Annotated in this window: 11 protein-coding genes; 10 read left to right on the top strand and 1 reads right to left on the bottom strand. The window is 39.1% G+C overall.

Annotated features, from left to right (window positions below):
• Positions 1-18: 18 nt before the first annotated feature.
• On the bottom strand, positions 19-402 hold the full coding sequence (locus tag EL101_RS08555) for a GtrA family protein (RefSeq protein WP_019165488.1): 384 nt from the start codon (positions 400-402) through the stop codon (positions 19-21).
• Between the two features lie 227 nt (positions 403-629).
• On the opposite strand from EL101_RS08555, the gene ylqF reads away from it, so the two are divergent.
• From ylqF to hslV, 10 genes are all read left to right on the top strand, one after another.
• Positions 630-1,502: a ribosome biogenesis GTPase YlqF gene (gene ylqF / locus EL101_RS08550; protein WP_096554988.1), complete on the top strand. Its 873-nt coding sequence runs from the start codon at positions 630-632 to the stop codon at positions 1,500-1,502.
• A complete protein-coding gene (locus EL101_RS08545; RefSeq protein ID WP_096540751.1) occupies positions 1,495-2,280 on the top strand; it encodes a ribonuclease HII in 786 nt (261 codons plus the stop codon). The genes ylqF and EL101_RS08545 overlap by 8 nt, the downstream gene beginning before the upstream one ends.
• Before the next feature lie 91 nt (positions 2,281-2,371).
• Positions 2,372-2,647 (top strand): hypothetical protein, encoded by a 276-nt coding sequence (locus EL101_RS08540; RefSeq protein ID WP_096540753.1) that lies wholly within the window; start codon positions 2,372-2,374, stop codon positions 2,645-2,647.
• Between the two features lie 1,324 nt (positions 2,648-3,971).
• The gene (gene sucC / locus EL101_RS08535; protein ID WP_019165484.1) at positions 3,972-5,138 is read left to right on the top strand and encodes an ADP-forming succinate--CoA ligase subunit beta; all 1,167 of its coding nucleotides are present in this window, start codon (positions 3,972-3,974) and stop codon (positions 5,136-5,138) included.
• Between the two features lie 21 nt (positions 5,139-5,159).
• Complete coding sequence (gene sucD / locus EL101_RS08530; protein WP_086427944.1) at positions 5,160-6,065, top strand: succinate--CoA ligase subunit alpha; 906 nt, start codon at positions 5,160-5,162, stop codon at positions 6,063-6,065.
• A gap of 242 nt (positions 6,066-6,307) precedes the next feature.
• Positions 6,308-7,195, top strand: coding sequence for a DNA-processing protein DprA (gene dprA / locus EL101_RS08525; RefSeq protein ID WP_096597930.1), 888 nt, complete (start codon positions 6,308-6,310; stop codon positions 7,193-7,195).
• 83 nt (positions 7,196-7,278) lie between these two features.
• Positions 7,279-9,348, top strand: coding sequence for a type I DNA topoisomerase (gene topA / locus EL101_RS08520; protein WP_096540759.1), 2,070 nt, complete (start codon positions 7,279-7,281; stop codon positions 9,346-9,348).
• Between the two features lie 27 nt (positions 9,349-9,375).
• The gene (trmFO, locus tag EL101_RS08515) at positions 9,376-10,680 is read left to right on the top strand and encodes an FADH(2)-oxidizing methylenetetrahydrofolate--tRNA-(uracil(54)-C(5))-methyltransferase TrmFO (RefSeq protein ID WP_096554981.1); all 1,305 of its coding nucleotides are present in this window, start codon (positions 9,376-9,378) and stop codon (positions 10,678-10,680) included.
• Between the two features lie 149 nt (positions 10,681-10,829).
• Positions 10,830-11,690 carry a tyrosine recombinase XerC gene (gene xerC / locus EL101_RS08510; protein WP_373364891.1) on the top strand — a complete coding sequence of 287 codons (861 nt, stop codon included), beginning with the start codon at positions 10,830-10,832 and terminating at the stop codon, positions 11,688-11,690.
• Positions 11,691-11,696: 6 nt separating this feature from the next.
• The gene (hslV, locus tag EL101_RS08505; RefSeq protein ID WP_096545868.1) at positions 11,697-12,239 is read left to right on the top strand and encodes an ATP-dependent protease subunit HslV; all 543 of its coding nucleotides are present in this window, start codon (positions 11,697-11,699) and stop codon (positions 12,237-12,239) included.
• Positions 12,240-12,246 lie beyond the last annotated feature (7 nt).

Below are 12,246 nucleotides of genomic sequence, written 5' to 3'. Positions count from 1 at the left end.
TTCCGAACCTCACTTTGATTATCGATCTTTAAGAATAAATTTAGATAAAATATAAGTAATCGGTATCGTAACGATGAGTCCTACAAACGGTGCAAAGGCTGCGTTGAAATGCATGAGGTCTACAAAAATAAAAATGAGTAACGTTTGTGTCCCCATATTGACCACTTGTGTGAGTGGAAAGGCCAAAAATTTCTTTAGCGTCGGTCGTACTTTATAGACAAAGTAACAATTTAAATAGAAAGAAACGACGAACGAAAAAATGAAACCGACAATATGACTGATGAGATAATGGACATCCAATAAACGCAATAAAATTAAGTAAACGATATAATAATTCAGTGTATTAATACCACCGACTAATACAAAGCGGAAAATTTCAAAAAAACGTGCTGAGTTCACCATTCAATATACCTACCTTTGTTCAACGATATGTGATTGTAAATAGCTATTGACGATAAAGTTGATTATACTTAAAGTGGTGTATATCAAATTTTGTTATACAATACATGATGCGGATGCTTTAATTCGTCATGCAATATCATATGTTTATATCTTTAAAACTAACAATTAATATAACATATAACATTTAAAAAAACGATTTGTAAGAATAATTAAGAGGAGTTAAAACTATGGTGATTCAATGGTATCCAGGTCATATGGCCAAAGCAAAACGAGAAGTAACGGAACAACTGAAGAAAGTGGATGTGGTCTTTGAATTAGTTGATGCGCGCATTCCTTTTAGTTCGAGAAACCCTATGATTGATGAGGTCATTCAACAAAAACCACGCGTCGTCATTTTCAATAAAAAAGATATGGCCAATTTAAAAGAAATGGAAAAATGGTATGCGTTCTTTAGGGAAAAAGGGGCTTATCCTGTAGCCGTTGATGCAAAACATGGCAAAGGTTTAAAAAATGTGGAAGCGGCTGCGATTGAAGCGACACGTGAAAAGTTTGAACGTGAAAAAGCAAAAGGGTTAAAACCGAGAGCCATACGTGCGATGATTGTTGGTATTCCTAATGTGGGAAAATCAACTTTGATTAACAAGTTAGCGAACCGTTCGATTGCACAAACAGGGAATAAACCGGGTGTAACGAAACAACAGCAATGGATTAAAGTGGGCAAATCTTTACAGTTGTTAGATACGCCAGGGATTTTATGGCCAAAGTTTGAAGACCAACTGATTGGTAAAAAGTTGAGTTTAACAGGTGCAATTAAGGATAGTATTGTCCATTTAGATGAAGTAGCAATTTACGGATTAGAATTTCTCATTGAACATGATTACGAAGCTTTACTCGCTCATTTTAAAATCGATGTCCCACGTGATGCAGAAATGCTGGATTGGTTTGATGCGATAGGACGTAAACGTGGACTGTTACAACGTGGTAATGAAGTGGATTATGAAGCAGTCATTGAAGCACTGATTTATGACATCAGAAATGCGAAAATCGGGACATATTGCTTTGACTTATATTCTGAATGGCAGGCAGAGACGGATGCGTAACGGCAAAACGATTCAAGTGATTAAAGCAGAATTGCAACACGTGACGTCGTTAGAGGCGTTAGCGCAACATCCTGATTTTCAAGATGAACGTAAAGGCGTCCAACAAGCGTTCATGCAGCGTCAACGTCAACTTGAAAAAATAGCGTTACAACAACAAAAATATCGTGACATGTGCCAATATGAAATAGAAATTTTAAATGCGCAACCAGATGCATTGATTTGTGGCGTGGATGAGGTCGGACGCGGGCCTCTTGCTGGACCTGTCGTCGCAAGTGCAGTCATTTTACAGCCTGGACATGACTTTGTAGGCATTAACGACTCCAAACAGTTGTCTGCCACGCAACGGACTTTGTTGAACACGTCATTAAAAGCGCAAGTGCGTGCTTGGGCAGTGGGCGTTGCAACACCAGAAGAAATTGACGAACACAATATTTATGCGGCGACACAAATCGCGATGTACCGTGCAATTGAAAATTTGTCAGTCACACCGACGCACTATTTAATTGATGCGATGAAGCTCGATCAACTGTCTGCACCACAACAAGCGATCATTAAAGGAGATGCGAAAAGTGTGTCCATCGCTGCAGCCAGTATTATCGCAAAAGTGTATCGTGATGACTTGATGGCAGAATATGCAGAACAATATCCTGGTTATGATTTCGCACAAAATGCTGGCTATGGTACACAAAAACATTTAGATGGTTTGAAACAATACGGCGTGACACCTATTCATAGAAAGTCTTTCGAACCTATTAAATCAATGGTTTCGAAGTTTTAACTGAAATGGATCAGCATATAAAAAGTTTTCAAAAAGTTAGAATTATGTTTTACTAGTAGTAATTTCTAATAAAGAAAGGAATATGAAGCTCATGGATGAAACGTTACAAAAATTATATAAAGTGCTCGTACACTTTGAAGAAAAAGAAGTGGAAATTACTGAAGATGAAGCGAAGTTAAAGAAGATTAAAGAAGAGATTGAAGAAAATTTAAATATTTCGATTGAGGATGAACAGCAGGCGGATTTGATTCGTTTGTTGAAGGAGCATCAGTTTGTGGTGGAGTCAACGGAGGATGAGCAGAAGATTGTGCAAGTGCCAATGGATGATGATACGCAGATTTCGTTCCAAGTGAATGATGAGGATTAGTGTAGTGTGTCATAGGCTAGGATGAGACGGAGAGTTTCCGTTTTGTCCTAGTTTTTGTTTTGGGGAGCATTTTGGTTTAGGGACATTTTGGTTTATAGGCACATATTGCGACATTCACAGGTTTGGATGAGTGCGAGGGCGTAAGATTGCTTGTATCGCGCTGCGCTTTCCTAGGGGCTGATCCCTTCAACTCAATTCGGCTTGATTAAATTGTACACTTGTAGGATGCCGAATTGGATTTTGGGAGCAGTACAGAAATCTCATGTGTAACAAAGATTTCGTCGTACTGCCCCCGCAAGGCTGACTAGGCTTCTCAAAAGTGCAAACATTGAGAAGTCAGACAACTACTGCGATAAATGCCGCCCACCATTAAAATAAAGAGGCGACTGTCAGCAGTATGCACGTATTCCCTCAGGAGTCTTACGCGATTTTTGCAATCTTGGTGTAGTCCTTAAACTGAGATGAGGGGTATTCGTAATGTCCAAAACAAAATCTTCCACACACCATTCTTTTTTATAGATGGTATAGGGAGGGGGAGTTAATGAAGTGATGTATTCAAATACAAAATTCTTGCTACTCTCATTCTAGATAGATGATGTAGAATAGTTGAACATGATTAGGACTTGCCGATTTTTGCAATCTGAGTGTAGTCCTTAAACTTAGATGAGGGGTATTCGTAATGTCCAAAACAAAATTTGCCTCACAACATTCTTCATTTTAGAGGTGGAGTGATGTGCTCAAACAAAATCTTCCACACATCATTCTTCTTTATAGATGGTGTAGGGAGGGGGAGTTAATGAAGTGATGTATTCAAATACAAAATTCTTGCCCCTCTCATTCTAGATAGATGATGTAGAATAGTTGAACATGATTAGGACTTGCGCGATTTTTTCAATCTTGGTGTAGTCCTTAAACTGAGATGAGGGGTATTCGTAATGTTCAAAACAAACTTGACCTCACAACATTTTTTGTTTTAGAGGTGGAGTGATGTGCTCAAACAAAATCTTCCACACATCATTCTTCTTGTAGTGAAGGGAGTGGAGGGTGAGGTGCATGGCATGACAAACCACAAACGGATTCTCATTCTTTTGATAGGGAAGATGTAGTGCTATCAGTTGTTTTTCATCTGTCGTTTGTGTTGGGTTCGATGGGCAAAAAAATAATTTTTATCATTTGATATCGGGTTAAACAATGTATTGCGTGTGTTGAAGAGGATGTCAGACTTTATAAAACATCGTGATACGAGAGGGAATCTGTTTACAATAGCGCTTACATTTCCTATAATTGTACTTGAACTTAACCTTAAGAAACAGGAGGATGGAGTATGAATATCCATGAGTATCAAGGAAAAGAAATTTTTCGCTCAATGGGCGTAGCAGTACCAGAAGGGCGCGTGGCTTTTTCTGCTGAAGAAGCTGTTGAAAAAGCAAAAGAGTTAGACACAGATGTATATGTTGTTAAAGCGCAAATCCATGCGGGGGGACGTGGTAAAGCGGGTGGTGTTAAAATTGCCAAGTCTTTATCAGAAGTTGAAGCATATGCAAATGAGTTACTTGGAAAAGTGCTCGTGACACACCAAACAGGTCCTGAAGGTAAAGAAGTGAAGCGTCTTTACATTGAAGAAGGTGCCAATATCCAAAAAGAATATTATGTTGGTTTCGTTATTGATCGTGCAACAGACCGAGTGACTTTGATGGCGTCTGAAGAGGGTGGAACTGAAATTGAAGAAGTTGCAGCGAAAAACCCTGAAAAAATCTTCAAAGAAACAATAGACCCAGTGGTTGGTTTAGCACCATATCAAGCACGTCGTATCGCATTTAACATCAATATTCCTAAAGAATCAATTAACAAAGCGGTTAAGTTTTTAATTGCTTTATATAATGTGTTCATTGAAAAAGATTGTTCAATCGTTGAAATTAACCCACTTGTTTTAACAGGTGAAGGGGATGTTTTAGCACTTGACTCTAAAATCAACTTTGATGACAACGCATTATTCCGTCACAAAGATATCGTTGAATTACGCGATTTAGAAGAAGAAGATCCAAAAGAAATTGAAGCTTCTAAATACGATTTATCTTATATCGCATTAGACGGTAATATTGGTTGTATGGTGAACGGTGCAGGTCTAGCGATGGCGACAATGGATACGATTAATCACTTTAATGGTAACCCAGCTAACTTCCTTGACGTAGGTGGCGGTGCAACTAAAGAAAAAGTTACTGAAGCGTTCAAAATTATTTTAGGCGATGAAAACGTTAAAGGTATTTTCGTTAATATCTTTGGTGGTATTATGCGTTGTGATATTATCGCTGAAGGTATCGTAGCGGCAGTAAAAGAAGTGGAATTAACATTACCATTAGTTGTACGTCTTGAAGGTACAAATGTTAAAGAAGGTAAACAAATCTTAAAAGACTCAGGTTTAGCAATTGAACCAGCGAATACAATGGCTGAAGGTGCACAAAAAATTGTTAAACTTGTAAACGAAGCGTAAGGAAAGGATGGGACAACTACAATGAGTGTATTTGTAGATAAAAATTCAAAAGTAATCGTACAAGGTATTACAGGGTCAACTGCCCTTTTCCATACTAAGCAAATGTTAGAATATGGTACGCAAATTGTTGCAGGGGTAACACCAGGTAAAGGTGGACAAGTGGTTGAAGGCGTACCTGTTTTCAATACTGTTGAAGAAGCAAAAAAAGAAACTGGCGGTAACGTATCTGTCATTTACGTACCAGCGCCATTTGCGGCTGATGCGATTTTAGAATGTATCGACGCTGAATTAGACTTAGCTATTTGTATTACTGAACATATTCCTGTTATTGATATGATTAAGGTTAAACGTTATCTTGAAGGTAAAAAGACACGCTTAATTGGACCAAACTGCCCAGGTGTCATTACTTCAGATGAAACGAAAATTGGTATTATGCCAGGATACATCCACAAAAAAGGCCATGTCGGCGTTGTTTCACGCTCTGGTACTTTAACATATGAAGCGGTACATCAATTAACTGAAGAAGGTATCGGCCAATCTACAGCTGTAGGTATCGGTGGGGACCCAGTTAACGGTACAAACTTTATCGACGTGTTAGAAGCATTCAACAATGACGATGACACGAAAGCTGTTGTGATGATCGGTGAAATTGGTGGTACGGCAGAAGAAGAAGCTGCTGAATGGATTAAAGCGAACATGAAAAAACCTGTTGTTGGCTTCATCGGTGGTCAAACTGCGCCTCCAGGAAAACGTATGGGTCACGCAGGTGCGATTATTTCAGGTGGTAAAGGGACAGCTGCAGAAAAAATCAAAACATTAAATGAATGTGGCGTTAAAACAGCAGCAACACCTTCTGAAATCGGTTCAACTTTAATTGAAGCTGCTAAAGAAGCAGGCATTTACGAATCATTACTCACTGTTAAATAATTGAGTTTCAATACAATTATCAGTGGTGTATCGGGCAACTGAACTGATGCATCGCGATTTGGAAGCTATTCATGCATGGACTGTTAATGCGAGAGTCACTAACAGTCCATGTGTTGATAGCTTGATTTTGCTATCCTTTTTTAATTCCCATTTTCAATATGCCACTTATGTTTGGCACAACTTCTTTTATTTTCCGCATTCACACATCACGCTTATTTCACATCAAGAGGTGACTACTACGCATGAAACAATTTCTACTATTATTATTGTACGCTGGATTTTCAACACAACAACTCCAATCCTACTATCCTAAACTTTGTACTTTTACAGGAAACTTACCTCAGCGCATTCAAGCCTTCAAATCAATGCTTTCACACATGACGTCAACGCATATTCAACAAAAGCTCGCACGACTCGATACGCTTAATATTCATACAATTGAACCGGCGTTACATGAACATCAAATTGTCCCGGTTATGATAGACGAACCGCTTTATCCGCCGTTGTTGAAAGAAATTTATGATCCCCCGTTGATTTTATTTTGTAAAGGACGACTCGAACTGCTTCAACATTCTGCAAATAGTCTTGGCATTGTAGGTGCAAGGCAACATACACCATACACCTCGCAAGCGCTCGGAACACTTTTTAACACATTTCAACATTTTCCACTAACTATTATTTCAGGACTGGCACATGGCACAGACGCACTCGCACATCATTACGCGATTCGACATCACTTGTCCACAATTGGTGTACTCGGCTTTGGGCATTTTCATCATTATCCTAAAAACACACAAGCATTACGCCAGACGATGGAACAACATCATTTGACCATAAGCGAATATCCACCGCACACGCCTATCGCTAAATTTAGATTTCCTGAACGCAACCGCATTATTAGTGGTTTGTCGACAGGAATACTCATCACTGAGGCGAAAGAAAAAAGTGGCGCGCTCATTACGTTGGATCAGGCATTAGAACAAAATCGTAATGTATATGTACTGCCAGGGGATATGTTTAATGTGCATACGAAAGGCAATATGCTACGTGCCAAAGAGGGCGCAGAAATTGTATTATGTGCTCAAGATATTTTGAAAGATTATGCGAATATAAATGTTAACGCTTTGTGAAATAAATACAAAAGATTGACAAATATAAAAATAACCGTTTATCATTTATCTTTGTAAACAGAAAAAGCAAGGGGGTAACTACTTTGGCAGATAATCTTGTCATTGTTGAATCGCCTGCAAAAGCGAAAACAATAGAAAAATATTTAGGCAAAAAATACAAAGTGATCGCATCAATGGGTCATGTGAGAGATTTACCACGTAGTCAAATGGGCGTGGACGTTGAACATGACTATGAACCTAAATATATTACTATCCGAGGTAAGGGGCCAGTTGTTAAAGATTTGAAGAGACATGCGAAAAAAGCGAAAAAAGTTTTTCTCGCAAGTGACCCCGATCGTGAAGGTGAAGCAATTGCATGGCACTTGGCAAACATTTTAGAACTAGAAGATAGTAAAGAAAATCGTGTGGTTTTTAACGAGATTACGAAAGACGCTGTAAAAGAAAGTTTTAAACATCCACGCGGTATTGAAATGGATTTAGTCGATGCGCAACAAGCTCGACGCGTATTAGACCGTTTAGTGGGTTATAATATTTCACCCGTATTATGGAAAAAAGTAAAAAAAGGTTTATCAGCCGGACGTGTACAATCTGTAGCATTACGTCTTGTGATTGACCGTGAAAATGAAATTCGTAACTTTAAACCTGAAGAGTATTGGTCGATTGAAGGCGAATTTCGATATGGAAAATCAAAGTTTAATGCCAAGTTTCTTCATTATAAGGATAAACCGTTCAAGTTAGCGACGAAAGATGATGTGACAGTCATTACGAAAGCATTAGACGGTAATCAGTTCACAGTATCTAACGTGACAAAAAAAGAAAAAACACGTAAACCTGCCAACCCATTTACGACCTCCACTTTACAACAAGAAGCGGCTCGAAAATTAAATTTCAAGGCGCGTAAAACGATGATGGTGGCACAACAACTTTATGAAGGTATTGACTTGAAGCGTAAAGGTACGATTGGTCTTATCACATATATGAGAACGGATTCGACACGTATTTCAAAAGATGCGCAAAATGAAGCGAAACAATATATCGAGTCAGAATACGGCAGTGAATATTTATCTAAAGTGACCAAAAAGGGTAAACAAGGTGACCAAGATGCCCATGAAGCGATTCGTCCAACAAGCACGTTAAGAACACCTGCTGAGATGAAAGACTATTTAACACGTGATCAATATCGTTTGTACAAATTGATTTGGGAACGCTTTGTGGCGAGTCAAATGGCACCTGCAATTTTAGATACGGTTGCTGTCGATTTAACACAAAATGATGTGAAGTTTAGAGCAAACGGTCAGACGATTAAGTTTAAAGGTTTTATGACACTGTATGTTGAAACAGATGATGACAAGGGCAAAGAAAAAGAAAATCGTTTGCCGAAGCTTGAAGTTGGTAATGAAGTGTTGGCGACTAAAATCGACCCGGCACAACACTTTACACAACCACCACCACGCTATACAGAAGCACGTCTTGTTAAAACATTAGAAGAACTTAAAATTGGTCGTCCTTCAACGTATGCGCCAACAATTGATACGATTCAGAAGCGTAATTACGTGAAGAATGAAAGTAAACGTTTCGTCCCAACTGAATTGGGAGAGATCGTGCATGAACAAGTGAAAGAGTACTTCCCTGAGATTATCGATGTCGACTTCACTGTAAACATGGAAACGTTACTCGATAAAATTGCGGATGGCGACGTGGCTTGGAAAAAAGTAGTAGGTGACTTTTTCAATAGCTTTAAACAAGACGTTGAACGCGCGGAAGAAGAAATGGAAAAGGTTGAAATTAAAGACGAACCTGCTGGCGAAGATTGTGAAGTGTGTGGCAATCCAATGGTCATTAAAATGGGACGCTATGGTAAGTTCATGGCATGTTCTAATTTCCCTGATTGCCGAAACACGAAAGCGATTACGAAGCCGATTGGTGTGACATGTCCAAAATGTAAAAAAGGCGATGTCGTTGAACGTAAGTCTAAGAAAAACCGTATTTTCTATGGTTGTTCGAATTATCCAGAGTGTGATTTTGTTACTTGGGACAAACCGATTGGCCGTGATTGTCCGAAATGTCAACACTACTTGGCAGAAAGTAAGAAAGGACGTGCGACACAAGTCGTATGTTCAAACTGTGACTATAAAGAAGAAGTACAAAAATAATATGTGTATTAAAGTGAGGTAAAAACCATGACATCTGTTAATATTGTCGGCGCTGGTTTAGCAGGGTCTGAAGCAGCATTTCAACTGGCGGAACGTGGCATTCACGTGAATCTTTATGAAATGCGACCAGTGAAACAAACACCAGCACACCATACAAATCAATTTGCTGAACTCGTATGTTCCAATTCATTAAGAGGAAACGCGCTTACGAATGCTGTTGGTGTATTAAAAGAAGAAATGCGCCGTTTAGATTCATTAATTATTGCAGCAGCGGATCATGCCCGTGTACCTGCTGGGGGTGCGTTAGCGGTAGATCGACATGACTTTGCAGGATATATCACTGAAAAGTTAAGAAATCATCCGAACGTAACTGTAAGCAATGAAGAAGTGACGTCTATCCCTGAAGGTCCAACGATTATTGCGACAGGTCCATTAACGACAGAACCACTTGCGAAAGAAATCGTGGCATTAACAGGCGAAGACCAACTGTATTTCTATGATGCAGCTGCACCGATTATTGAAAAAGACTCTATCGATATGGATAAAGTGTATTTGAAATCACGTTACGATAAAGGTGAAGCCGCTTATTTAAACTGTCCAATGACAAAAGAGGAGTTCGACCGTTTTTATGAAGCCGCACTCGCAGCTGAAGTCGCACCGATGAATGATTTCGAAAAAGAAAAGTATTTTGAAGGTTGTATGCCGTTTGAAGTGATGGCGGGCAGAGGTGAAAAAACGTTATTGTTCGGACCGATGAAGCCAGTCGGATTAGAAGATCCAAAAACGGGGAAACGTCCTTATGCTGTCGTTCAATTAAGACAAGATGACGCTGCGGGCACTTTATACAACATTGTAGGTTTCCAAACTCGTTTGAAATGGGGCGCACAAAAAGAAGTGATTCGTCTCATTCCAGGTCTTGAAAACGTCGATATTGTGAGATATGGCGTGATGCATCGTAATACGTTTATCAACTCTCCGGAAGTGTTGAGTGACATTTATGAATTTAAAAATCGCAAAAACTTATTCTTTGCAGGTCAAATGACTGGTGTAGAAGGTTACGTGGAAAGTGCTGCCAGTGGTATGATTGCGGGTATTAACTTAGCGCATCGTATGTTAGGCAAAGCAGATGTCGTCTTCCCTCGTGAAACAATGCTCGGTAGTATGGCTTATTACATTTCACATGCAACGAACAATAAAAATTTCCAACCGATGAATGCGAACTTTGGTCTCGTACCGCCACTTGAACAACGTATTAAAGATAAAAAAGAGCGTTATGAAACTTTAGCAAATCGTGCATTAGAACATTTGGACCATTTCAAACAGACGTTGTAATGAAACTGTAATTAATGGCAAAATAAGCAAAATTTTGATAAATATAAAAATTCAATGTATAATCAATGCAGTTCCCCTCATCATTATGCTACAATGCTAATGATGGAGGGGTTTTTGAATTGAAACAAATCCAAGAACAATTTTTAGATATGTTAAAAAGGGAACGTTTTTTCTCAGACCACACGTTGAAAGCTTATCATGATGATCTCGTCCAATTTAATCGGTTTCTTACCCAAGAACAATTGTCGCTCACGGCATTCAAGTATATGGACGCAAGAAATTATTTACAGACGCTTTATGATATGGGGCTTCAACGGACTACAGTATCACGAAAAATATCGACATTACGGAGTTTTTATGCATTTTGGATGACGCAAGATCATGCGATAGTGAATCCATTTGTTCAGTTGGTCCACCCGAAAAAGGAACGCTATTTGCCGACGTTTTTTTATACTGAAGAGATGGAAGCCTTGTTTCAAACTGTCATGCAAGACGCGCATAAAGGATTGAGAGACAGAGTGATTTTAGAGTTGTTTTATGCAACGGGCATCCGTGTCTCTGAATTAGTGTCTTTAAAAACAGAAGATGTTGATCTTGAAATGTGTTGGATTAAAGTGTTAGGTAAGGGTGGCAAAGAACGTATCGTACCTTTTGGAGAATTCTGTAGACAAAGTATCGAACAGTATTTGGCGGAGTTTGCACCGATTCAAAATGTACAGCACCCATATTTAATTACGAATTTAAAAGGTCAGCCGATTACAGAACGGGGTGTACGCTATGTGTTAAATGATATTGTCAAACGTACAGCGGGTGTCACATCGATTCATCCACATAAACTGCGACATACATTTGCAACACATTTGTTGAATGAAGGGGCAGACCTTAGAACTGTTCAAAGTCTACTCGGACATGTTAATTTATCAACAACAGGACGTTACACCCATGTGACGAATCAACAATTAAGAAATGTTTATTTACAGGCACATCCACGTGCGAAAAAAGGAGAGTAATCATACATGAGTTCATCAATACATGCAACAACGATATATGCAGTGAGACATAATGGTGGCGCAGCAATGGCAGGTGATGGTCAAGTCACTTTAGGTGAAAAAGTGATTATGAAACAAACTGCTAAAAAAGTAAGAAAGCTATATAATGGCAAGGTCATTGCAGGTTTTGCTGGTAGTGTGGCAGATGCTTTTACACTTTTTGAAAAATTCGAAACCAAATTACAACAATATAGCGGTAACCTTGAAAGAGCAGCTGTAGAACTTGCGAAAGAATGGCGAGGCGACAAACAATTACGTCAACTGGAAGCGATGCTCATTGTGATGGATAAAGATCATATCCTCGTTGTGAGTGGGACAGGTGAAGTCATTGCGCCGGATGATGATTTGATTGCAATCGGTTCAGGTGGCAATTTTGCATTAAGTGCAGGTCGCGCGTTTAAAAGACATGCGTCACATTTAAGCGCACGTGAAATGGCATACGAAAGCTTGAAAGTAGCCTCAGAAATATGTGTATTCACGAACGACCATATCACAGTGGAAGAACTTTAATGGAGGT

Origin of the sequence: Staphylococcus delphini (assembly GCF_900636325.1) — a bacterium.
Classification (GTDB): domain Bacteria; phylum Bacillota; class Bacilli; order Staphylococcales; family Staphylococcaceae; genus Staphylococcus; species Staphylococcus delphini.
This window is presented reverse-complemented; position numbering and strand designations above follow the sequence as displayed.